Raw genomic sequence first — 23,360 nt, 5'->3', positions numbered from 1 at the left:
ATGAGAACTCCCTACCTTGCCACCGTCGCTGTTTTCACCATGCTGACCGGCTGTGCGGCCTACGCAGCGCCCCCGGAACCGAAGCCCGCCATGCAGAGTCATGCCATGCCGATGGGCGATCATTCCGCGCATCAACAGATGATGGAGCGAGCCCAGAACGCCAAGACGCCTGCAGAGCGAGAAAAGCTCATGACCGAAAACATGGCCATGATGAAAGCCCATATGGCGTCTATGAAGGCCAAGATGGCCGAAGGCGGTATGATGGCACAGGGAAAGAAGCCAATGGCGATGGACCCGGCACATAAAGAAAAAATGAAGGCCAAGATCGCCGAGGGTGGCATGATGAAGATGGACCCAGCACATATGGAGAAAATGAAGCAGCATATGGGTATGATGCATGAGATGATGGAAAGCCTGATGATGCAGCAGGAACTGATGATGCCGCCAAAAAAATAGCGCAAAGGACCGCGGTCAATTAAGCGGGAAGAAGCCAAGCTAGTGAACAAGCCGGGTTCTTCCCACTTTCTATGCACTATTCCCGCATTGAATAGTTTGCCGCCGAGCTTCCCGTTGCACATTGGTAATAGCGGCTGGTGGTTATCAGCCTTTCAGAAAGACAGTCGCAATGCCAACCGCTCAAATTGACCATTTTTCAGATATACTTTGCGTATGGGCCTATGCCTCCCAGAGCAATTTTGATCGGCTTACAGCAGAGTTTGGTGATCGGATAACTATCAACATCCATTTCTGCTCTGTATTCCCGGATACATGGACAAAAATCGCGTCTCAATGGACAGACCGGGGCGGTTTTGATGGTTATGCGAACCATGTCCAAGGCATCGCCGGGAAATTCGAGAATTTGCCGATTCACAGCGATACCTGGGCAAAGACACGGCCGCGCTCATCGGCGAGCCCACATCTGTTCATCAAGGCGGTGGAATTGATCGAGCAAGAGGGCTTCATATCCAAAGCCCCTGTTGCTGAACGACCATCCATCCTCGCCGCGCGGGAACTGCGCTCTGCCTTTTTTACAAGAGCAGAGGATGTCTCGGATTGGGATGTGCAACGAGAAATAGCAGGGCTCTTGCATGTCGATTTTGACAATATATTGAATAAATTCAAAACCGGTGAAGCCATTGCAAAGCTCACAAAGGATTATGACCTTGCTCAGCTACACGGGATCGAGGGCAGTCCAACATATGTGATCAACGAAGGCCGCCAGAAGCTGTTCGGAAATGTCAGTTACGGTGTGATTGCAGCAAATGTGAACGAAATGTTGGCCAGTCAAGGTGTGGATGCAGCGAGCCTGTGCTGATGAACCGCACGAGGTTGGCGTAGGTCCGCGAACAACAAGGTTCTGTAAGGTAATAGGTTATTCCGGTTATTCGCCTAGAAAGGGCATTGTCAATGTGGCTTCAGTATCGCGAAAGTGGGCAATTCACATTACCGTGGGACAGTGGCGCAAAGACTTGCCTCACCGCCATCATCTCGGTCAAAGATTGGGTTGACGGGGATCGGAAAACACCGGACACTCGGTTCGTGTTTAAACAGCTCTTTCTATTCGTTCTTCTTGGACTTGCCTTAGCTGGACAGGGAATCGCCAGTCCGATGTCCTGCCTATCCCTAGCGAAAAGCGATGCTGGTAGTGTGGAAATGTCCCATTGCAGCGAACCGGGTATGAATGAAACGTCCACAAACGGCAATGAATCCAAGGATTGTTGTGGGTCAGATTGCGCGGCGATGCTGCAATGTTCTCAGACAACTACGACTTTTCTAGCTAGCCCAGCTTTCGCCGAAACAATCGCCGTTAAAGCTATGTCCCACACGCGCCGTCTGTTTGGAAACCCAACTGGCATGCATAGCATTCCCGAGATAAAGCCTCCCATTATTGCTTGAACGCAGATCGCGAATACCGCCTTTTTTAGGGTGACGATATTCTTGCGATCTCTGTCCGATTTCTGTGAAATTGCTCTGGCATACCGGCGAGAAGCAAGCCCGCAAACTTTCGAACATCTAACCTCCAAGGTTAAAAATTGCCGCCACCGATGACGGCATGTTCGCCCTACTATTTTAGTGAGCAAGCATAATGAAATATCGACCGAAAACCCGCCAGGCAAGATCCCGGCGCCCATTGTTGGCATTGCCGGCCTTAGCGCTATATGTCCCCGTCTTTTCCCTTCAAGCCGAACCACTCACGTTCGCAGAAGCGGTCGAACTGGCAGAGACAGCGACGCCAGCAATAGAGGCCCGGTCGCTCGTTGTTGAAGCGGCGCAGAGCGCCGCGATTGCGGCCGATCAACTTCCAGATCCGAAACTCAGCGTCGACATAATGGATCGGAGAATTGCTGGCCCATTCGAGATTTCTCCGCGGCCGGGTCGTGACGGATTTCCCAGGCAAAGGATCGGTATCAGCCAGGATATTCCCAATGGCGCAAAAAGACGCGCCCGGGCAGGTCAGGCGATGGCGGACATAACAGTGGCTAGAGCCAATAAGGAAACTTTGGTTCAGGATGTGCAGCTTTATTCTGCGCTTTCCTGGATCGATCTCTATTACGCCCAGCGGCGGCTCCAAATACTGGAAGTTTTGCAGCAAAGCCTCAATGAAGTGTCGGCAACGGTTGGCGCGCGCCTTGAATCAGGGACCACACGTCCAGCTCAAGCGTTCGAGCCGGAACGGCTGATCGCGAAACTAGCTGACCGGCGCTCGCTGCGTGCCGCTGATATTGAAAAGGCACGGGCAATGCTCGCTCGGTGGACCGGCGTCGAAAGCCCCGAAACCGAAGGGACGCTCCCTGAATTCACCATTGACCGGGATGCTCTTGTCAGCACGATCAAGGAGCTACCCATTCTGGACATTCAGGATGCGAAAGTCGAACGGGCCGACGCCGACGTGGAACTGGCGCGGGCGAACAAGCGACCCGACTTCAGTGTGAATGCCTCTTATGTGCATCGCCGGCCGGAATATGGCGAATATGTCTCGGTTGGTGTAACGATCGATCTACCGTTATTTGCAAAAAAGCGGCAAAACCCGATCATCGACGCGCGAATTTTGGAAGCCAGCGCAGCCCGGCTGGAAGCCAATGATCTGGAAAGGCAATTGCACGCAGAGCTCTCCAGCGATCTCGCTGCAAACCGGTCTTACCGGGAAAACTGGGAACGGTCCAAAAACACACTTTTACCCTTGGCCAAAAAACAGGCTGAACTGGAACGGGTTAGCTACGGCGCCGGCCGCGTTGATCTGGACACGGCGCTCAATGCAGCCGTGACCTTCGCAGAGGCGGAAATCGATCTGCTCGACCGGGAAGCCACGTTGGTTCGCGACACAGTTCGCATCAAATATACTTATGAGAGGAACCAGCCATGACGCTGACATCCATCCAAGACAATAAATGGCGCGTGCTTGTTCTTGCTACGGTTCTGGCCGCGGGCGGTGGCGGATATTGGCTCGGCACTGGCGGGGCGGGCGATAGCAGTAAAACCGCGACTACGCAGGGCGACGGGGATATCCTCTATTATTATGATCCGATGTTTCCCCAGCAAAAATTTGACGCACCGGGCAAGTCTCCGTTCATGGATATGCAGCTTGTTCCCAAATATGCTGGCGAAGCCAGTGATGGGAATGCCAGCGAGCCGGGGATCACCATTTCTCCGGATATTGCGCAAAATCTGGGTATCCGCACCGCTGAGGCGTTGGTTGGAAAAATTGAGTCCAAGCTCCGTGTAACGGGAACAATCGAGTTTAACGAACGCGATATCGCCATTGTTCAGGCCAGGTCGGGCGGATTTGTCCAGCGCACCTATCGCCGTGCTCCCAGCGACATTGTGCCCGCTGGAGCTCCCTTGGCTGACATATTGGTGCCCGACTGGGGCGGCGCACAGGCAGAATATCTTGCGCTAGCACGAAGCGGCAATGACCACTTTGCCACAGCGGCAAAGGAACGGATGCGGCTGCTGGGCATGCCAGACGATCTGATCCGCCGGGTAGAGCGAAGTGGAAGGCAGCAAAGCGTTTACACGGTGTCCGCGCCCATCGGCGGGGTGATCGAAAGCCTGAGCGTAAGAGAAGGTATGACCTTGGCTGAAGGCCAGCCGCTGGCACAGATTAACGGACTGAATACCGTATGGCTGAATGTTGCCATTCCCGAAGCAAGGGCCTCGGAAATACGGGTAGGGCAGCGCGCCGTTGCTGAACTGCAAAGCTTCCCCGATATGGAGTTTGCGGGCAAAGTCATTGCGATTTTGCCTTCCGTCGAAAGCGGCAGCAGAACGCTCACCGGACGGATCGAACTAGCCAATAAAGGCGGACGACTTCGTCCCGGCATGTTCGCTACCGTAGATATGGGTGACACGGGCAGTCCTGCTATTCTGGTCCCCACCGAAGCGATTATCGCAACCGGAACGCGCAACTTGGTAATGCTAGCGAATGGCAAGGGTCGCTATCGCCCGGCAGAGGTCAAAATAGGCCGCGAAGGCGGCGGACAGACGGAAATATTGGCCGGCCTATTACCAGGTGAAAAAGTAATTGTTTCTGGCCAGTTTCTGGTCGATTCAGAAGCGAGCCTTTCAGGGATCAAAGTGCGTCCGATTGAGGGTGAGCAGAAAAGCGCGCCCAAGAAAATGTCCGGCTATCAAACATCCGGCAGAATTGAAGCGATCACAAGCGGCGCGGTCACCTTGTCGCACGAACCCGTGCCTGCCCTCAAATGGCCAGCCATGACGATGGACTTCAAACTCGCCAAACCGGGTTTGTTGCGCGGCTTTAAAAAAGGCGACCGCGTGACCTTCCGCTTCATGCAAATGGAAACCGGATCAACCATCACCAGCATTAGCCGCGCAGAGGCCAACCAATGATCGAAAAGGTCATACGGCTCAGCGTAAATGCGCGCATATTTGTCCTGCTCATAATGGCGGCATTGCTGGCGTCGGGTATCTGGGCCGTCAGAACCATGCCGGTCGATGCCCTGCCGGACCTTTCCGATGTGCAGGTCATTATTCGCACCCCCTATCCCGGACAGGCTCCGCAGATCGTCGAAAATCAGGTTACCTATCCCATCACAACCACAATGCTGTCGGTTCCGGGGTCACGCGCGGTGCGCGGCTATTCATTCAATGGAGACAGCTATGTCTATGTGCTGTTTGATGACAGCACCGATCTCTATTGGGCACGTTCGCGGGTTCTGGAATATCTCAATCAGGTTCAAGCCGATCTGCCGACCGGCGTTGTCCCGACGCTGGGGCCAGACGCAACCGGTGTCGGCTGGATCTATGAATATGCCCTTGTCGACCGAACCGGGCGCAATGACCTGTCCCAGCTTCGCTCGTTGCAGGACTGGTTCCTCCGCTATGAATTGCAGACCATTCCCGGCGTTGCGGAAGTCGCGTCCATTGGCGGTATGGTGAAACAATATCAGGTTGTGCTTGATCCTGACCGGATGGTGTCTCTGGGGATTGACCAAGACAGCGTGATCAAGGCGATCCAGAACGCAAATCAGGAAGTCGGCGGTTCGATCGTGGAACTGGCCGAACGCGAATATATCGTGAGGGCCAACGGCTATCTGGAAAATCTAAATGATTTCCGGGCCATTCCCTTAAAAACCGCGCGCGGCGGTATTCCCGTCACCTTGGGTGATATTGCGCGGATTCAAATAGGCCCCGAAATCAGACGCGGGATAGCAGAACTGAACGGTGAAGGCGAAGTGGCTGGCGGCGTCATCATCTTGCGCTCCGGTAAAAACGCCCGCGAGACTATTGCCGGGGTGAAAGCGAAGCTTGCGACGCTCAAGCAGAGCCTGCCGCCCGGAGTCGAGGTTGTGACGACCTATGACCGTTCCGAACTGATCGACAAGGCGGTCGATAATCTCACCACGAAATTGCTCGAAGAATTTATCGTCGTTGCAATTGTGTGCGCATTGTTCCTTTGGCACGCGCGCTCTGCGCTCGTGGCTATTCTAACCCTACCGCTTGGTATATTGATCGCATTTCTGGTCATGCGCTTTCAGGGGATTAACGCTAATATCATGTCGCTTGGCGGAATTGCCATTGCCATTGGCGCGATGGTCGATGCCGCCATTGTCATGATTGAGAATGCGCACAAGCATCTTGAAAAATGGCAGAATGACAACCCGGACGCCGAAATGCCGGGCGAAAAGCGATGGCAGCTGATCGTCGATGCAGCGGTTGAAGTTGGCCCGGCGCTTTTCCTCAGCCTGCTCATCATCACCTTTTCATTCCTGCCGATCTTTACCCTGGAAGGGCAAGAAGGACGGCTATTCTCCCCACTGGCATTCACAAAAACCTACGCGATGGCGGGGGCTGCCATTCTCTCGATCACCTTGATACCGGTTTTGATGGGCTATTTCATTCGCGGAAAAATACCGTCCGAAGAGAAAAATCCGATCAGTCGCTTCCTCATGAAAATCTATAGGCCAGCACTCGACTGGTCGCTCAAAAGCCCGAAAAAACTGCTCGTGATCGCGCTGCTCATCTTTGCTACCAGCGCTTGGCCGATCAGCCAGCTTGGCGGCGAGTTCATGCCGCAAATGGATGAAGGCGATTTGCTTTACATGCCCAATGCCCTGCCGGGGCTATCTCCGGCGAAAGCCTCAGAACTGCTTCAACAGACCAACCGATTGATAAAATCGGTGCCTGAAGTGGAAACAGTGTTCGGTAAGGCTGGGCGCGCCGATACAGCAACTGATCCTGCTCCGCTAACCATGTTCGAGACGACCATCCATTTCAAGCCGAAGGAAGAATGGCGCGCGGGCATGACGTCGGACAAGCTGATTGAGGAGCTCGACAAAGCGGTCAGGGTTCCCGGACTGGCCAATTTCTGGATTCCGCCGATCCGCAACCGTATCGAAATGCTCTCGACGGGAATTAAAAGCCCGATCGGGATCAAGGTGTCGGGTGATAATCTCGATGCAATTGACAAGGTCGCCCAGAAAATCGAGGCTGCTGCCAAAAAGGTTGAAGGTGTCAGTTCGGCCCTGGCGGAAAGACTGACCGGCGGAAGCTATATCGACATTGATATCGACCGCGCGGCTGCCGCCCGTTACGGACTCAATATTTCCGATGTCCAGTCTGTCGTATCGAGCGCAATCGGGGGCAAGAATGTTGGCGAAACCGTCGAAGGGCTCGCCCGCTATCCGATAAGCGTCCGCTATCCGCGGGAGATACGTGATAGCCTGGAAAACCTGCGAAATCTTCCGGTTCTCACGCCATCCTTGCAGCAGATTACCTTGGGCACGGTCGCCGACATTGACATCAGTTCCGGTCCGCCGATGCTGCGCAGTGAAAATGGGCGGCCATCAACCTGGATATACGTCGATACCAGGGGACGCGATCTGGTGTCGGTGGTTGCAGATTTGCAAGCGGCCATTGGCAAGGAGGTTGATCTGCCACCGGGTGTTAGCGTGGCTTATACCGGGCAGTTCGAGTATCTGCAACGCGCAACCAATCGGCTGATGGTGGTCGTGCCCGCCACTTTGGCGATCATCTTCTTTCTGCTCTATCTGACCTTCCGCCGTTTTGATGAAGCGTTGCTGATCATGGCAACATTGCCATTCGCATTCACCGGCGGATTATGGCTGCTCTATGCGATGGGCCTCAACCAGTCGATTGCAACTGCGGTTGGTTTTATCGCGCTTGCCGGCGTGTCAGCAGAGTTTGGCGTGGTGATGCTGATCTATCTGAAACAGGCACTGGAAGCGCGCGGCGAAAAGCCGGACGCAGAGCAGGTGAAACAGGCAGTGCGTGAAGGCGCATTGCTGCGAATACGGCCAAAGGCGATGACCGTAGCGGTGATCTTGGCAGGCCTTTTCCCGATCCTCATCGGCGAAGGCGCCGGGTCGGAAGTGATGCGCCGGATTGCCGCTCCGATGGTCGGCGGCATGCTGAGCGCGCCTTTGCTTTCGCTATTTGTTGTGCCCGCAGCATATTATCTGCTTCGCAGACGCGAGGCGGAAAAGCTGAAATGATTTTGACCCAACTTCCTACATTGCACAGTTTCCCGACCGCAGCGGGTCCTGTTTCGCTATTCAAAACCGGAGTTGTCGTATCATGAACTTTGACAAGCAACCTGAAGTGCACGTCGCGATTTTCGGCTTTATGACCTCCTTCATCTGGGAGTTTCTGCAGATGCCCTTTTTTGATGTCGGACAGGCAACCTATTGGGAGAGGACATTGGGCTGCACGCAAGCAAGTTTCGGCGATGCCGGGATCCTGCTCGTCGCCTATTCGCTCGTCTCTTTGCTCAAACGAAATAGATACTGGATGTTCGATCCAAAGATCTGGATGTTGGGGGTCTATTTGGGAACGGGTCTGACAATCACGCTAGTCATCGAAATATTCGCGACGAAGGTGCCGCGCGACTGGGATTGGGGTTGGCGCTATAGCGACCTTATGCCGGTCATACCGTTTGTAGATGTCGGCCTGATCCCTATTGTGATGTGGATCGTTATACCTTCGATCACACTCTGGTTCGCGAGAAGGCAGCCCCAAGTAGACAGGAAAGATCCATGACTGATAAAAAAGACGCCGAGCTATATCGGGACCCTTATCGTGCGCTTTCCCGCTGGGACAATGAAGGTGGCGCACAAACCGAAGAGGATAACCGGACATCGGAATATCCGCACATAGGTAACGCCGAACTCGTCCAGCTTAGAGTTCGCGTTATTGCACTGGAGAATATCGTGTTGGCTCTGCTTTCGGAAAGCCCAGATAAAACCCATGAAAAAGTTCGTGCATTGGCAGAACTTATTTCACCCAGGGAGGATGCGACACAACATCCTCTGACAACGGAAGCGGTATCGCATATGAACCGCTTTGCGGACCGGGCAGCGCGATTTAGAAGTGAATGGCGATGAACGACCACGGGAGCGCTGTGAAAACCGGTAAAAAAACCTCGTCCTACAAAGCGGGCAGCCTGACATTGGCGGGAACAGTGGCAATGGGCACCGGTGTTATGATCGGTGCGGGGATATTTGCTCTGACCGGGCAGGTTGCGGAATTATCCGGCCCATTATTCCCGCTGGCTTTCCTTATTGCCGCCGTGATCAGCGGATTTAGCGCTTATACCTATATCAAGGTGTCCAATAAATATCCTTCCGCTGGCGGCATCGCCATGATCCTGCAAAAGGCCTATGGACCCGCGACAGTGACGGGAGCCGCTGCGCTAATGATGGCCTTCTCGATGATCATCAATGAAAGCCTCGTTGCCCGGACGTTCGGGACTTACACATTGCAACTCTTCGACGTTGGCCGCGATTCCATCTTGGTGCCGATACTCGCTATCGGCCTGATCATTTTTGCCTTTCTCGTCAATATCGCAAGCAACAAGATTATCGGGTCGATTTCATCGGTCACTGCAATACTCAAAATCGGCGGCATATTGATATTCTCTCTCGCGATACTTTGGGCCGCTGGTTTCACCTTTGAATCTGCGCAAAGTGCGCCAGAAAGCGCGGCCTCTCCGACCGGATTTATCGCCGGGATTGCCCTCGCCATTCTTGCGTTCAAGGGCTTTACGACAATTACCAACAGCGGCGGAGAAGTTGTCCATCCTGAAAAGAACGTAGGTCGTGCGATCATGATCTCGCTGGCGATCTGTCTGCTCGTCTATATGGCGGTGGCCTTTGCGGTCGGCTCGACGCTTGGCATTGATGAAATTGCCGCGGCGAAGGACTATGCGCTCGCTGAAGCGGCCCGCCCGGCCTTTGGTGACTATGGTGTTTGGTTTACCGTTGCCATTGCCATTATTGCAACGGCATCGGGACTTCTTGCCAGTGTGTTTGCGGTCTCCCGCATGCTTGCGATGCTGACCGATATGGAGCTTATTCCGCACCGTCACTTTGGCATGCCTGGCGGCATTCAGACGCATACATTGGTTTATACCGTCATAGCAGCAGGCTTGCTGGCCGCATTTTTTGATCTGGGCCGTATCGCATCGCTTGGCGCGATTTTCTATCTGGTGATGGACATCGTCATCCACTGGGGTGTGTTCAGATATTTACGTAAGGATGTAGGAGCCCAAGGATGGGTATTGCTGAGCGCGATATTTTTCGATGTCGTTGTGCTCGGCGCTTTCCTGATGATGAAAGCCAACAGTGATCCGTGGATTATAGTCATCGCATTTGTCGGCATCGTTATCATCGTCGGGTTCGAGAAATATTATTTGTCAAACAAGCGAAGTTTAACCGACGCCAACACGCATGGAGGGCATGGCAATTGAATGTCGGCTTTTGGTCAAAATCAATTTTTGAGTAATGGTCTGTTCTTGGGCGCATTTCAGATCGTCTGCGATTGGGCCGATTGCCGACGGTCCGGTTCTGTGCAGCTGGTCCGACTAGCGGACAAAAACGCAGAGCGATTGCAATGTCAGCTTCCGCACCAGTTTCGGTCATTAGAATTGATTGGATGGAACATAAAAGCGGCTGGTCGGCAAACGCCCCTTTTTGGAGACATTCGCAGCTGCCCGGCTTTATGTCCGCTTCGCGCCCAATTGTCGTCATTCCGAAGGCTGACGCTGGTTCCTGGAAGCTGTCATTGCCTGAAGTCGATGCAGTCGCACCATAATGGCAATAACTGGGTGGTGACCCGCGAGTCCATTTTATACAATTCAACCAGATGCCTGCGCGCTAGTATCAACGATGGAACGACATTCGCGACCCGCCGTTCCAACGCCCCGTCGACCTCCCCGGTCGTCGGGGTTTTTTCTATAATGGAGATGTCCGCTTCTGGGTGGAAAGCGGACTGTCTGTTTTAAGAGCCACAATGCGTGAAGGCAGATGCTCCTTTATCGGTCGAAGGTGACTGTTTGCGCCAAATACTAACGGGCCTAGGCACCTTTTGTTATTGGTCTGAAATTCGTTGCCCGTTGATATCAATTTCATATTTTTTAGCGTGTTTTCCTCGCCAGAGAATGAACAGACCCGAAATCACAATCAATGCTGATCCAACCATCATTGAATGGCTTAACTGTTCACCAAAGAGCGCAATGCCAAGGGCAATACCAAAAAGGAGCCGCGTATATCTGAACGGGGTAACGGCTGAGACCTCACCCGTTCGCATTGCTTTCATCAGACACGAATAAGCACAAACGCCCGCGAGGACTGCCCCCAATATATAGAGAGACATTTCGAAGTTAGGCTGGACATATAAAGTCGCTTGCCAAACGGACACCAAAACCCCGGCAAGAATGATCGACAAAAACCCGTATAATCCGAGAATCCACGTGCTCAGCGATGCCGGCGCGGCGCGGCTAGCCAAATCGCGACCCGCGAACCCTATCATTCCCACGACAGCCAAAATTGAAAGCATGGAAAAGCTATCGGTCCCTGGCTGGACGATAATCACGATCCCGATCAATCCAAGGATGATTGCCGTCCATCTTCGCCATCCTACCTTTTCACCAAAGATCAATGCCGCCCCTGCCACGACAACAAGCGGCGTTGCCTGAAGGATCACGGTAGCGGCCGACAGTGGGATCAAAGCAATGGCTAGCACGTAGAACAATCGCCCGACGACCTCAAAGAAAACGCGGACGAGCATAGAGCGTGAAACGACTTCCCGGACAAAGAGAGGATCATCGTTGAGCTTGATCACACAGGCAAATATGAACGCCCCGCCTAAGCCAAACATGATGAGAATCTGACCGACCGGTAGTGTAACAGCCGCCGCTTTGACAAATGCATCCTCTATCGCAAAAATGGCCATGCCAACGACCATCCAAATGCTACCAAACAAGTTTTCATTATGATCGCTTACGTTTTTGATGGTCACAGTTTGCCCAATTTAATATTTCGATTTGATGACAGGATCGACGATTGCCAATTGGCCGATTTCCGCCTGTTTCTCGATGGCTAAGCTTCCTGATCCAATCACAGTCTATGCCCACTAATGATTCATCTGTTATCCAGTTATGGGCTCGATGGCCAGTGTAGCGGCATAAGCTATTGGACAGGATATTAATGACTATTTGTCACTAATGTCATGCTGCTTGCAATATAGGTGCAGGCCAATTCCATCTCTATATTACCACCGGCTGGAGATATCCCGCGACCTACAAATATGCTCAGATCGATGACGGGGCGTCAGCAAATATGTTATTTCATAAGGATACAAGCATGCAACATGAGACTAGCGAGCTTATCAAATCAGGAATTAGGCTCAAGTGCGGGGCATGTGAAAAAGGAAGCTTATTCAGATCCTATCTAAAATTCTACGATAGCTGCCCAAACTGCGGATTAGATTTAACAGTTGCCGATACCGCCGACGGCCCAGCTTTTTTCGTTGGTTTCTTTACAATGATTGTGATCACACCGTTAATCCTTGTTGCAATCCTGTCATTCGATAGCTGGATCGCCAAAGCAATCGCATTCATAATCGGTATTTTAACAGGGGTCATAGTTTGCTTACTTCTTCTTCCACCAGTTAAGGCAATATTGCTGAATTTACAGATTGAACATAATTCGGGTGAAGGATCTGTAGCAAGCTGACGGACGGGTTTTACGACAAGCTTATTTTGTCGCGCTATCGGGTTGCGGACACAATTTAGTATCATCGGTTTTCATTGTGGGAGCAGGCACAATCAATGTTTTTTCGATATAGTTCGACAATCCATCGATAAAAACCCGTGATTTCGAAGGTAAATGTTGGCGGTTTGGATAGACAGCAAATATAGCACGGTCGTCCTGAATGACATTGTTCATGAGCAGCGGCTTGAGCCGTCCTGCGGCTAAATCATCGCTAACCAGGAAATGCGCCAAACGCGCGACGCCCATTCCTTGCAATGCCGCTTTCTTAACTGTGAGGCCTATTCCTGAAAAATTGCTCTCGATAAATATCGTCTCAATTTTGCCATCAGTTCCAAATTTCCATTGGTCATTTGTGGTGCCTCTTGCGTGTATGGTTAGGCAGCGATGCTCAGACAGCTCGCTGGGCAAAGCTGGCGTGCCATGTTGCTCTAGGTAGTCAGGAGACGCGCAGACGACCCAAGGATCATCGATAAGCTTGCGGATAATGAATGAATTTTCGTCAGGCTTCGCAAAAAGAATAGCGACATCAATTCGTTCGCCGAGTAAATTAATCCCACCATCAGCCTGCATCAGGGTAATGGAAAGGTCTGGAAAGTTTTGAGAAAAGGTTTTCAAGAACGGGACAATAACGTGCATTGAGAATGCATCGGATGCAGCGACCCGCAATATTCCTCTTGGATTGCCACTTAAGTCGCGGACTGCGCTCTCAGCGTCATCGATAGATTGGAGTATCCCCTCACAGCGCTCGAACAATGCCTCACCGGCCTCAGTTAGAGACAAGGCTCTCGTTGTCCGGTTAAACAATCGGACACCAAGCCGTTCCTCAAATCGGCTAATCTTTCTGCTTACACCAGAAGCGGTAAGTCCAAACCGCCGCGCTGCGCCAACGAAGCTTCCTGTTAGCACGACCTCAGCGAAAACCGACATTTCTCCAATGGAATCCATACAATAGCATGTTTACGTTTGATGATATTAAGTCAACAATCAAGTTTGGGCTAGCGGGGCCGGGAGATCAGCGAGCAGACTAAGGATGAAATCGTAGCGGGTCTTGGACTTTTCTCACTTTGAACGCACGAAGATCGCGTCCACTTTCGAGCGGACGCAAACACCTCAGGAGTGGCCGGGATTGCGGCGGAAGCTGACATTACAATCGCTCCGCGTTTAATGTCCGCTAGTTGGGCTGGCTATCCAGAACCGGACAGTCCGCAATCGGCCCAACTACAGACGGAGCGAAATGCGCCCAAATGACGTCATTCCCAAGGTCGACGCTCGTTCCTAGAAGCTACCATCGCCTGAACTCAACGCGTCCGGGAATTAATGGCAACAATCGGTCAGTATACCATGCCGACACCAAGAGCACCATTCACTGAGGTCCGCTTTTCTGCGGCGCGATAGCGGCAGTTTCAAAAAGAACTGATTGAAGAACGGGAAATTTGAAATTCCCGGGTTGAAGGGAAAAAAGAATATAGCCGCATGCGTCGGCATATGGAGTCCTGAAAAATGAAAATAGTAAAATTTATAAACGACTTGCAGTCGATCACGATGCCTAAGCCAATAAATGATTATGAAGAGGAGAGTGGAAAATCCCGATATATAGAACTTCGGGCACGTCCGCCGTAAGCGGACAAAGGCGCCTCTCAGGCGCTCTGGGGGACGCAGACCTTTTTCTGCGTCCCCCAGTGGCTGCTGAGCAGCTTGTCAGCAATTATCTTGCATGCTCTTTACAGTTTCTTAATTGTCTCCCAGTTATGGCGAAGCCACGGGGCCGGGCTCGGCCTCCGCTTTTCCCCTCTACCCCCTAATTCAATAACCCTTTCATTACTCGGGTATTGATTTGTAGGTGTTCGCGTCTTGCGAACTATTGTGATTGCCGCTTCGGTTTTAACCGATCAATCGGTGACCCAGGCTTTAGGCAAGGTCTGTATATCAAAAATTACATTGGCATCTCCGATCGTGCCGATGACCGGGACCGACAACTGCTTCCGCGTCGTTCGCTTTCCTAGATCCTTGCGGGCGAGGTCGAACCCGTGCTCGTGGTAGGAACATTCGCCATCGCGTATTTCGACATCTCCGTTTATTCTTACATTCATCTCAAGCGGTTCGCTAGTTTGAAGCACGAGACGGGCCAAGGCTCCTTCTTTCCAAATTCTGCAGTCATCATACACTGTGGCTTCGCCCCATCCGCTTGCGTCGAAAAAGCTGATTTTCATGTCGTCCAGCCGATGCTTGGAATTGTATTTTGACTTATCTATAGCGACATAGATTATGTTCCAGTCCTGTTCAAAAGAGTATTCGGCAATGTCGAATTCCGCTTCTTTGGTCAGTCTGCTGCCTCCCATAACCAGTGTATTCAACCCCGGGCATGGCGTAGCAATGGAGGCACAGAATTCGTTTTCAACTGCGAGCAAGATATCATTTACACCGCATTGGTAGTCGGATGGGTTAACTGGAATGGTATAGTTCATAAGATTCTTTCCTTTGCGGCTTTGCCGCGCTGAGTGGTTTCGAACCACGAAGCTGGAATTTTTCCTTTCAACTTCATGATTCAAATTTTCTGCTGTTCTGAAAGAATTACTCTCTTCTGAATTACCTATCCCGATGCTGTGCTGCCCCGCATCTTACGTCTGACCCGATAGCAGGCCCTAACCCCCTACCCTCGCCTCGAGCCAAAAATGCTAGTTGCCCCGCATTCTCTGGGCCAACATCGAATCCAAGTTAACGGATGTCGACTAGCCGATGGATAGACCATCTCGGCCATTGCCAAATCCACGAATGCCGCCTTTTGGATATCCTCGGCAAAAAAGCAGAAGATCAGCCGCGCCATGAAATGATTCATATTGACGCGCCGCTCGGCGGTGGCCCAATTTGGATTGTCTTGTAGCAGCGTCAAATACAGCCGATTGAGCCGGCTGGTCGCTCAAATGTCGAAGGAACTTTCGCGGATCTGCTTGACCGTAGTGATACCCGCGAGCGGCAGGAAAAAGCCGAAATGGTTCGGGAAATCAACATAGTCGCAGTCCACGGTTTCGCCACCGGTCAAGTCCTCGGCATGCAAAGTCTCGCCATCTGTGGCGAGAATGAATTTGGCCTTGGCAGATTGCGTCTTCGGGCTTTCCCGCAGGGCTTTCAGCGTGCCGTCGACCGTGCCTGTGTCGCAAGTTGCAATATGGATATGATTGCGCTGTAAGACCGCGCCATCCATATTGCTCTGGTCGCTGTTACCGCTTTTCAGCTGCTTGATCGTGGTGGCTTTATTCCCGAACGCAGCCAGAAATTGATAGGAAAATTCAGCAGCATCAAAGGGCTGTTCGGCCAATTCCGATATGGCTTGTTCGATTTCAACTGCATTCATATTGCAGCGCTAACTTGGAACGGCAACGGCTGGCAAGAAAGAACGGCTAGAGCATTCAATTATTCATACGTTGCTGGGTCGTGATTATCGAAAACAACAGTTTTATTTCGGGCGAATGCAAAATGTCATCGTGCGAATTTGAGGATATCAAGTTGTGCACAGGGCCTTGAGTCCCTGATAGTGAACGGGCGCCAACGTATCTATCATCTCTAACAAAAAGCTAATATTCTTTTTGGTTTCCGCTACAAGAGAAGGGTCGAAGCTTTTCCCGGTTGGGTGGGACTGGTCGTTCACAAACTTGTAAATTGCTGTTTTTTTGTGTTCATCAAAATGCACCCCCTCAAGCTTCCGATACGAGCTTTTTGAGGAGGGTGTGTAGAATTCGAGAAACGTCTCTAGCACTTTGCGAGCGATATTGGGCAGATGGTATGCATTAGCGATAGTGCCATCGCACGTGTAGCTGTATAACTGCTTAAATAAGTAGTGATACTCAGTAGAATAGTCGCGAAGCAGAGGGTCGAGCGGGATGATAATCGCGTTGCGGGCGTCGGTGTTATCGTTGCAACGGATCATATAGTGCCGAGCAGCCTTTTTGTTTTGATTGTGCCAATTCAGCAGTAGCCGAAGAAACTCAAAGTTATGAGTGAGAATGAATACTTGTTTGGCATTCTTTACGCCGTTTTTCAGGAACGAAAATGCCTGATAGATGGCCGATGCGTCCAGACTGGAAATTGGATCGTCTATTACCACGACGCCTTCGCTCAAGTTGAAATCCTGATCGCCGAGTTGCACAAGAAAATACACGAACGCGATTGCAGTTTTTTCTCCCTCGCTCAATCGTTTAGCGGGCTTGCCGCTGCGCTCGACCCGGTAACCTTCAACATCGGACTCGAACTTAAGGTCACTGCGGCCCAAGAATGTGCGGACATTGCTGGTCAGCTCGGCGCTTGCTGCGTGAGAACTAGAAACCTTAGCGCGCTTTTCTTCGAATGAGTCTTTGAGGTCGCTCAGACTTCGGGGATCGGCAAAGCCTATTGAACCATCGACTAGCTTCGTGATCTCATTTGTCACGATATCGATCTTGTCTTGCAGATCCTTCACTGGCACTTTTATGCTTGAGATATAATGTGCTTCGATGCGCTCACGTGCCGCAGCCAAGGTTTCGGCGAAGGCGTTGGTCTTGGCGTTGTTTTGGTCAACAAGGGAGCATAACGCATCGATCGCGGTGAATAATTTCGAGCAATCTATACAAATATCGACCTCGTAAGAGACAGCGCGACGATCTAGCTTCTCAACCAAAATGTTCGTCAATTGAATAAGCTGTGCGCGAGCTTCGTTTGCAGCAGCCTCAAACATTGCAGCGGCACTATCTACTTGATCGCGAAGTTCCGAATAAAACGCCGGTTTTGGCGGGGGGTTCATGTCATCGATGGCGCGCAGAATATGTCCGGTAAGAGCACGTATCGCCATTACATCGGCTTTTAGTCGCTGGTCCTCGACTCCGAAATGCTTTGCAAGCTGGCTTAAACGATCCGGTGGAAGCTGCTGTGAGCAGAACTCGCACGAAGTCGACGCATGCTCGCGGTGGATAGACAAGCCTTCTTCCACCCATTTAGCGATAGCGGGCTGTTCACTCAAACGCGCAAGAGCGCTGCCTTGCGCGGAGCGCATCGTAAGGGATCGTGTCTGCTCGACGGCAATCTCTACCCATTCCGATAAAGGCCGGGCACTATTATCAGAGAGTAATGCAACCACTGGTTGCCTAAAGGGTTTGATCAAGTCCTGTTGTTCTTGACGGACGCTCGTGCGATGAAGCTCCAGCTCTCTCTTTGACAGCGTTATTGGCTCTGTAATTTTATCAAATGCCTTTTCTGAATTTTGCTTACGATAGTTCCGCAATGCTGTTCCGCTCGTGGCCTCACTAATTGTTTTTGCGACCTCGGAAAATAGTTTTCCTTTGGAAACTTCATCCCTTTGGATAGTTTCTTTGAATTCCTTGATTTTCAGTTGGCGCGCATCAAATATCGCTTGTTCAGCTAAGGCTTCCTCCGCCAGAACCTTGTTTTCCTCTCCTACTATCAGAATGGGCCGGAGTGGGCCTTTAAACTGACCGATGTTTGCTTCAATGAAATCGGCATTGAAGACGCGGATCTTGCGGTTGTATGCAGTCCCTTGATTAAGTTTTCCCGTCTCGACCTTGATCTCGTATGTTAGTTCCGGATAATCGGGGTGGTGGGCTTGATTCAGGGCTCCCAGTAGCCGTGTCAGCGTAGTTTTCCCCGAAGCATTGTCGCCGTAAATACAATTGTAACGCGCAAAATCGGGAAGATCGTTCGCAGCGATGAAGCTATCAAAAATACCGAGCTTCGTGATTTTTTTGATGGATTTTAGCATCTAACTTACCTTCCCGTCTAACGCCGGAATGATGAAAGGCTGGCCGTGATCGACTTGCACCTCGATGCTAGTCTCGCCGTATTCTCCTGGGGCCGCGAGTGCAACAATGAACCGCGACGATAACTCACTTGGCTCGTTTTCCGGCGGAAGGGTGTGGCGCTCTGGCAATCTGCGGAAAAGGGTCGTGTGATAAATCCAGATATCGTTGCCACGCAATAGCACCATGAGCTGCTTTACACGGCGACGCAGGATGATTTCCTCTGTGGACGTTATCGTATCCAAGATGCTGCGCTCACTCCAAGTCAATGAAGTGAGGGCCGCAATCAAATCCTCGGCGTATTGAGCCGTCATATCGGTGAGTGGAACCATGATTTCACAGACGAAGTCGTTGGATTGGTTCGCCGACTTGATTAGCAAACCCTCATCCATTGTCACGGTTGCAAGGTCGTAATCGAAACGAGGGACAAGCTTCTCTTTACGAAAGTCGTTAAGGACGGCCTCAAATATATTGTGCTCGGAAGCTGGTAGAATGTTTGTAACGGGTTGGCTCATCGAAATCTGTTCGCGCCTTACACCCAGCTCTTTCGCCAATCGATCGAGCGTTTTTACTGATATCGGTGCGTTTTCATTTTCAATTTGACGCAACTTCCGCTCACTGATGCAAATTGCGTATGACAGTTCTTTTTGTGTCGAGTTCTTCTCCAAGTTGGAGCGCAACTCTTTAATAAGATGACCATTTGGTGTAACTTGTTTCATGCACATTTCCTTTTAGTTCGTCTAAAAGCGCAATAGCAAGCTATTTGGGTGTATAGTCGGCATACCATCGGCAAAGACCGGCATGTAACCGGCAACGGCTTGATCGGTGACCACCATGTGTTTGTGACCTCCTGAACGACATGCGTTCTGACGGTCGAAACATGATGGGTTTTATCAGGTGGCAGCAACTTCACTCTAACGGCAATTGTTGATTAATCGCGCAATCTCGAACAGTCATTCCACCGACTGCCAAATTTTGATCTTTTCCCAACCTATAACCGAGCTGAATTATATGATTATAATATGAAAAACTCGAAACTTATTTGATATCCAAATTAGACATCATCCAAACCAAATCCATGGTGAGCTGTTCTACTCTCAGCGCTTGGCCGGCTATTGACCAGTAAATTATTTTTCAAATTTCCTTATCACGGTCCGAACCTGCGAAGGGCTCCATTCGCCACCTTGCGGAGCACGACTAGGCCTTTGCAGTATGTCCCATAAATTATGTGGATAAATCAGTGGAAAAACGCAAAATCGCGGTTGCCGACTTGATTCGAAACGGCGCGCGAGTCATGGTGCAAAATCAGAGCCACGAGAGGGTGCCACGGCAGGGTGCCACGGGGTTTTGACTCGCAGAGAAACCAAAGGTTTTTCAGGCGCTTAGCTGTTAAACAAAAGTTGGTTGGGGTGGCAGGATTCGAACCTGCGCATGGCGGCATCAAAAGCCGCTGCCTTACCACTTGGCGACACCCCAATATTGCCGGCCCTTGTTATCGGGCCGCGCTGGTGAACGGGCCTATTATCCAGTTTGCCCCCACGGGGCAAGAGGCAGTTATGCCTAAGCCTCGAACAATCTTTTGACCCAGCCATGCGGATCGGGGGCAACGCCGCGCTGGATGTCGACAAGCCGCCGGCGCAATTTTTCGGTCAGCTGACCCGGACCGCCGCTGCCGATGGTGAATTCCCCCTCGGTGGACTTGACGGTGCCGACCGCTGTCACGACCGCCGCGGTACCGCAGGCGAAGGTTTCAACAAGCTTGCCGCTGGCCGCATCGGCTTCCCACTGGTCCATCGCATAAGGCTCTTCGACCACGGTCAGCCCTTCTTCGCGGGCCAGGGTGATGATCGAATCCCGGGTAATGCCGGGCAGGATGGTTCCGCCAAGCGGCGGGGTAACCAGCCGGCCGTCGTCCATCACGAAGAAAAGATTCATGCCGCCCAGTTCCTCGACCCATTTATGCTCGGCGGCATCGAGGAACACGACCTGGTCGCACTGTTTCTCGATGGCTTCGGCCTGGGCGACCAGGCTGGCGGCATAATTGCCGCCGCATTTGGCCGCGCCTGTGCCGCCGGGCGCGGCGCGGCTATATTGTTCGGACACCCAGATGCTGATCGCCGACGCGCCGCTCTTGAAATAGCCGCCGGCCGGCGACGCGATTACCAGATAGAGATATTCCTTCGCTGGGCGCACGCCGAGAAACACTTCGCTGGCGAACATGAACGGGCGCAGATACATCGAGCCGCCCTCGACCGAGGGGAACCATTCGCGGTCGATATCGACCAGCGCCTCGACCGAATCGAGAAACAGTTTTTCCGGCAGTTCGGGCATCGCCATCCGCCGGGCCGACGCCTGGAAGCGCCTGGCATTTTCCTCGGGACGGAACAGCGCCGTCGCGCCATCGGCAAGGCGATAGGCCTTCATGCCTTCGAAAATTTCCTGGGCATAATGCAGCACCGAGGAGGCGGGATCCATCAGGATCGGCTCGCGCTTTGTAATCCGCGCATCATGCCAGCCTTCGGCTTCGGTATAGCGGATCATCGCCATATGATCGGTGAACAGGGTACCAAAACCCGGGTTCTCCAGAAGCTTCGCCCGCTCGCTGGCGTGCAGGGGGCTCGCGCTGGGCTCGAGATGAAATTCGAGGCTGGATGTATCTGCCATATACTGCCGCTTTCGCTGTTGTTCATGCCGACCATTGGAAGAATTGGAAGCATGTTTCAATTGCCTTGCAATCCCCTAATCAGCCTGTCAAGATACGTCAACATGACTGACGTATCTCGCCCCGCCATATCTCCCGGAGCCTCGCCGCTTTTCCTGCGCGAGGACGAGGTTCGGCGCGGTGTCGAGCTGCTTTATTTCGGCTATACCCGACTGACCAACGCGATCGACCAGGAGCTTGGGAAACAGGGACTGGGCCGGGCGCATCACCGGGCACTCTACTTCATTGCCCGGCAACCCGATCTGACCGTCGGCGAGCTGCTGAAACTGCTCGCAATCACAAAACAGTCGCTGGGCCGGGTGCTGAAGGAATTGCAGGACCGGGGCTTCATATTGACCTCTCCGGGCATCATCGACCGGCGCCAGAAATTGCTGCGCCTGACCGACAAGGGCGCCGCACTGGAGGCCGAATTGTTCCGGCAATTGCGCGAGAAGCTCTCATCCGCCTATGTGTCTGCCGGACAGGAATCGGTGACCGGTTTCTGGCATGTTCTTGAGGGTCTGATTCCCGAAACGGACCGCAAGATGGTGTTCGACCTGCGCGGAGACAATGGCTGAAACCGGCCTGGCGGTTCAGGCTTCGCCGACCGTATCGACCATTGCGTGCTTGATCGCATCCTGCGGGCTCTTGTCACTCCACAGGACAAACTGGAAGACCGGATAGAAACGTTCCCATTCCTCGATCGCCAGATCGACAATTGTCTGCGCCTGGTCGAGCCCGAGCAGACCGCTGCCCCCGAGCAGGGTCGCGTGGCGGAACAGCAATATATTATTGTTCGACCAAAGGTCGAAGTGGCCGAGCCAGAGCTGCTCGTTGATCAGGCCTAGCGTCTCGTAAATGACGCTGGTCTTCTCTTCCGGCACCCGGATTTCCGGTAGCAGCAGAATTTGCAGGACATGATCCTCGTTCCGCCAGATCGCGCGCATCTGGTAGCTGGTCCAGTTGCCCTTTATCTCGACCGACAGTTCGTCGTCGCCGACATGCTCCACCGCCCAGCCGCGCGCCTCGAAAAAGGCCGACAGCATGTCGACGGGCGGTGCTTCATCCTGATCAAGCTCTTCCCATTGGTCGTCAAGCATCGCGGTTCCAGATCCTTTGCAGATACAAGCCTAGTGGCCCACTCGCCGGATCAGGGCAAGGCAAGCAGACGCGCGTCGTCACATTGTTTGTGGGAACGCTGTGGATAATGAACCGCGATGCGATGCGGATCAGCCGGGCTTCAGTCGCCCGCTTTGGGAGCCGCTGGCTTGCGGGCAGGCGCTTTGGCGGCGGCAGGCTTGCTGGCCGCCGGCTTGCGGGTGGCCGCGCGTTTCGCCGCCGGTTTCCGGGCCGGTGCCCCGGCGCCCTTTTCCAGCGCATCGAGACGTTTCTTCAATGCATCGGCCTCGGCGCGGGCCTTGGCCGCCATTTCCTTGACCGCTTCGAATTCGTCGCGCGAGACAAAGTCCATCCCGCCAAACCATTCCTTGGCCCGTTCTCTGGCGCTGGATTCCGCTTCGCGGCCAACGCCCGCCACGGTTCCGGCAAGCCCGTTCAGGACCTTGGAAATATCATCGAAAAAGCGGTTCTGGCTCTGCATGTCATTACACTCCGTCAGGGCCGGTTCCGGCCCGATAAAAATATTCTCTATATCTGGGTTCTCGCGGCCGGAACCACAAGGGTTTCCGCACCGGGATTCAACCATTCGATCTGCTTGTTGAGCACGGCGGCGAAACAAAGCCATGCCAGATAGGGCACCATCAGCCAGGCCGCAGCCTTGCGGACGCGGCCAAAGACAAGCGTTGTGCCCAAGGCCAGCAGGAAGATGATGACCAGCAGCCAAAAGGCGGCACCGACCTGATGCATGCCGAAAAACAGCACCGGCCAGAACAGGTTGAGCGCATATTGCAGAAGATACAGGATGATGGCCGGTCCGCGCAGAGGCGCGCCGCGGGCATGCAGCACCATCGCAAAGGCGGTTCCCATCATCGCGTAGAGCAGGGCCCAGGCGGCACCGAATACCGGTCCGGGCGGTTGTGCATCCGGCTTGGTCAGGGCCTGGAACCAGCGATTTTCCTCACCCGAATTGGCAAACTGGCTGAAGGTAAAACCCAGGAGCACGGTGATCGGCACGACAAACAATATCCAGCGCAGCAAAGACATCCGTAATTGGCCTTTTGAAGCAATCTGATTCATGCGCGCATCATCCTTGATCGAAAATTTCACGAATCGTCCGGGCCGCTTTCCGCCCGAAGCCCTTTTGTTCTAACAATTTCCTGACATTTGACCAGCGTTAAGCCGCCCCAATAGCGGGACTGCCAATCGGGCTTATTGCCGGCCCCG

The 23,360-nt window shown here is 52.8% G+C and carries 21 protein-coding genes and 1 tRNA gene; 10 read left to right on the top strand and 12 right to left on the bottom strand.

All coding sequences use genetic code 11. The features are described 5' to 3' along the window. From CHN51_RS09340 to CHN51_RS09300, 8 genes are all read left to right on the top strand, one after another. Nucleotides 1–456, top strand: a complete 456-nt coding sequence (locus CHN51_RS09340) for a hypothetical protein (RefSeq protein ID WP_100093774.1) — start codon at nt 1–3, stop codon at nt 454–456. A 169-nt stretch (nt 457–625) separates the two neighbouring features. Next, nucleotides 626–1,315, top strand: coding sequence for a DsbA family protein (locus CHN51_RS09335; protein ID WP_100093773.1), 690 nt, complete (start codon nt 626–628; stop codon nt 1,313–1,315). Between the two features lie 819 nt (nt 1,316–2,134). Further along, nucleotides 2,135–3,364, top strand: a complete 1,230-nt coding sequence (locus CHN51_RS09325; protein WP_240616931.1) for a TolC family protein — start codon at nt 2,135–2,137, stop codon at nt 3,362–3,364. Continuing rightward, on the top strand, nt 3,361–4,851 hold the full coding sequence (locus CHN51_RS09320; protein WP_100093770.1) for an efflux RND transporter periplasmic adaptor subunit: 1,491 nt from the start codon (nt 3,361–3,363) through the stop codon (nt 4,849–4,851). The genes CHN51_RS09325 and CHN51_RS09320 overlap by 4 nt, the downstream gene beginning before the upstream one ends. Beyond that, the gene (locus CHN51_RS09315) at nt 4,848–7,976 is read left to right on the top strand and encodes an efflux RND transporter permease subunit (protein ID WP_100093769.1); all 3,129 of its coding nucleotides are present in this window, start codon (nt 4,848–4,850) and stop codon (nt 7,974–7,976) included. The genes CHN51_RS09320 and CHN51_RS09315 overlap by 4 nt, the downstream gene beginning before the upstream one ends. An 82-nt stretch (nt 7,977–8,058) precedes the next feature. Beyond that, nucleotides 8,059–8,520 (top strand): hypothetical protein, encoded by a 462-nt coding sequence (locus CHN51_RS09310; protein WP_100093768.1) that lies wholly within the window; start codon nt 8,059–8,061, stop codon nt 8,518–8,520. After that, nucleotides 8,517–8,864, top strand: a complete 348-nt coding sequence (locus CHN51_RS09305) for a hypothetical protein (protein WP_100093767.1) — start codon at nt 8,517–8,519, stop codon at nt 8,862–8,864. The genes CHN51_RS09310 and CHN51_RS09305 overlap by 4 nt, the downstream gene beginning before the upstream one ends. A gap of 17 nt (nt 8,865–8,881) precedes the next feature. Next, on the top strand, nt 8,882–10,228 hold the full coding sequence (locus CHN51_RS09300) for an APC family permease (protein WP_236553978.1): 1,347 nt from the start codon (nt 8,882–8,884) through the stop codon (nt 10,226–10,228). Nucleotides 10,229–10,848: 620 nt separating this feature from the next. On the opposite strand, the gene CHN51_RS09295 is transcribed toward CHN51_RS09300, so the two are convergent. After that, the gene (locus tag CHN51_RS09295) at nt 10,849–11,778 is read right to left on the bottom strand and encodes a DMT family transporter (protein WP_201295655.1); all 930 of its coding nucleotides are present in this window, start codon (nt 11,776–11,778) and stop codon (nt 10,849–10,851) included. A gap of 344 nt (nt 11,779–12,122) precedes the next feature. Between CHN51_RS09295 and CHN51_RS09290 the strand changes: the two genes are divergently transcribed. Next, nucleotides 12,123–12,494, top strand: coding sequence for a DUF983 domain-containing protein (locus CHN51_RS09290; RefSeq protein ID WP_159645592.1), 372 nt, complete (start codon nt 12,123–12,125; stop codon nt 12,492–12,494). A gap of 21 nt (nt 12,495–12,515) precedes the next feature. On the opposite strand, the gene CHN51_RS09285 is transcribed toward CHN51_RS09290, so the two are convergent. The 8 genes from CHN51_RS09285 to CHN51_RS09255 form a co-directional block, all read right to left on the bottom strand. After that, entirely contained in the window at nt 12,516–13,460 is a 945-nt protein-coding gene (locus CHN51_RS09285; RefSeq protein WP_159645595.1) for a LysR family transcriptional regulator, read from the bottom strand. Between the two features lie 962 nt (nt 13,461–14,422). Next, nucleotides 14,423–14,998: a hypothetical protein gene (locus tag CHN51_RS09280; RefSeq protein WP_123906289.1), complete on the bottom strand. Its 576-nt coding sequence runs from the start codon at nt 14,996–14,998 to the stop codon at nt 14,423–14,425. Between the two features lie 185 nt (nt 14,999–15,183). Then, nucleotides 15,184–15,369 (bottom strand): type IIL restriction-modification enzyme MmeI, encoded by a 186-nt coding sequence (locus CHN51_RS20370; protein ID WP_324292271.1) that lies wholly within the window; start codon nt 15,367–15,369, stop codon nt 15,184–15,186. An 81-nt stretch (nt 15,370–15,450) separates the two neighbouring features. Further along, complete coding sequence (locus tag CHN51_RS09275) at nt 15,451–15,885, bottom strand: type IIL restriction-modification enzyme MmeI (RefSeq protein WP_236553979.1); 435 nt, start codon at nt 15,883–15,885, stop codon at nt 15,451–15,453. A 147-nt stretch (nt 15,886–16,032) separates the two neighbouring features. Beyond that, nucleotides 16,033–18,279, bottom strand: coding sequence for an AAA family ATPase (locus CHN51_RS09270; RefSeq protein ID WP_100093761.1), 2,247 nt, complete (start codon nt 18,277–18,279; stop codon nt 16,033–16,035). Continuing rightward, nucleotides 18,280–19,035 carry a helix-turn-helix transcriptional regulator gene (locus CHN51_RS09265; protein ID WP_100093760.1) on the bottom strand — a complete coding sequence of 252 codons (756 nt, stop codon included), beginning with the start codon at nt 19,033–19,035 and terminating at the stop codon, nt 18,280–18,282. A gap of 682 nt (nt 19,036–19,717) precedes the next feature. Continuing rightward, nucleotides 19,718–19,792: transfer RNA gene (locus tag CHN51_RS09260), tRNA-Gln, on the bottom strand. 84 nt (nt 19,793–19,876) lie between these two features. Next, nucleotides 19,877–20,980, bottom strand: coding sequence for a branched-chain amino acid aminotransferase (locus CHN51_RS09255; protein WP_100093759.1), 1,104 nt, complete (start codon nt 20,978–20,980; stop codon nt 19,877–19,879). A 102-nt stretch (nt 20,981–21,082) separates the two neighbouring features. On the opposite strand from CHN51_RS09255, the gene CHN51_RS09250 reads away from it, so the two are divergent. After that, nucleotides 21,083–21,595: a MarR family transcriptional regulator gene (locus CHN51_RS09250; RefSeq protein ID WP_100093758.1), complete on the top strand. Its 513-nt coding sequence runs from the start codon at nt 21,083–21,085 to the stop codon at nt 21,593–21,595. A 15-nt stretch (nt 21,596–21,610) separates the two neighbouring features. On the opposite strand, the gene CHN51_RS09245 is transcribed toward CHN51_RS09250, so the two are convergent. From CHN51_RS09245 to CHN51_RS09235, 3 genes are all read right to left on the bottom strand, one after another. Further along, nucleotides 21,611–22,117 carry a YbjN domain-containing protein gene (locus CHN51_RS09245; protein ID WP_100093757.1) on the bottom strand — a complete coding sequence of 169 codons (507 nt, stop codon included), beginning with the start codon at nt 22,115–22,117 and terminating at the stop codon, nt 21,611–21,613. Nucleotides 22,118–22,257: 140 nt separating this feature from the next. Beyond that, a complete protein-coding gene (locus CHN51_RS09240) occupies nt 22,258–22,617 on the bottom strand; it encodes an accessory factor UbiK family protein (protein ID WP_100093756.1) in 360 nt (119 codons plus the stop codon). 47 nt (nt 22,618–22,664) lie between these two features. Next, complete coding sequence (locus CHN51_RS09235; protein WP_100095513.1) at nt 22,665–23,213, bottom strand: TspO/MBR family protein; 549 nt, start codon at nt 23,211–23,213, stop codon at nt 22,665–22,667. Between the last annotated feature and the right edge of the window lie 147 nt (nt 23,214–23,360).

Origin of the sequence: Sphingorhabdus sp. YGSMI21, from assembly GCF_002776575.1 — a bacterium.
In the GTDB taxonomy this organism is placed as follows: domain Bacteria; phylum Pseudomonadota; class Alphaproteobacteria; order Sphingomonadales; family Sphingomonadaceae; genus Parasphingorhabdus.
Note: the sequence above shows the minus strand (reverse complement) of the source record. Positions and strands in the feature narration are given on the sequence as shown.